The following is a 564-nucleotide window of genomic DNA, read 5'->3' as shown; positions in this document are numbered from 1 at the left end:
TTTCAATTTAGACAAATATATTCTATTTAATCTTCAAGTTTCTCTGGTGGCTTATTATCAAAACCCAGAATTCTTGGTGTAGATCACACTTTTTTTGCGAAATACGGGAAAACCATCATTCATATCAAATTTCGGTGTCCCTACATTTCGTTATACTAAAATTACAGTCAATGATAATTTTCGTTATACTAAAATTACAGTCAATGATAATAAAGATGTTATCAAGCGCAGTCACAAGGCAGTGAAACAATTTCGTTACGGATAGCTTAAAAAAATAGCATTACAAATTAATAATGTCAGTGAATTGAATTCTAGACAATTATTCCAATTTTCACTTGAACAATGGAGAAGCGCAGTGCAAACCTTTAATGCCGATATAGCGATAATCGGAGCCGGGGGCGCAGGCTTACGAGCAGCAATTGCTGCTGCGGAAGCGAATCCTCAACTGAAAATTGCTCTGATCTCAAAAGTTTACCCAATGCGTAGCCACACTGTGGCAGCAGAAGGCGGATCAGCAGCAGTGACTCAGGCTCACGACTCCTATGATTTCCACTTCAATGATAC

Annotated in this window: 1 protein-coding gene; it reads left to right on the top strand. The window is 37.9% G+C overall.

Translation table 11 applies throughout. The features are described from left to right. Nucleotides 1-355: 355 nt before the first annotated feature. A partial coding sequence (locus BHE89_RS19865; protein ID WP_128860745.1) for an FAD-binding protein occupies nucleotides 356-564 on the top strand: 209 nt, incomplete at its 3' end.

It is taken from the genome of Shigella sp. FC1967 (assembly GCF_001743005.1).
In the GTDB taxonomy this organism is placed as follows: domain Bacteria; phylum Pseudomonadota; class Gammaproteobacteria; order Enterobacterales; family Enterobacteriaceae; genus Proteus.
The sequence above is the reverse complement of the archived record's forward strand: the minus strand, read 5'-3'. Positions and strand labels throughout refer to the sequence as shown.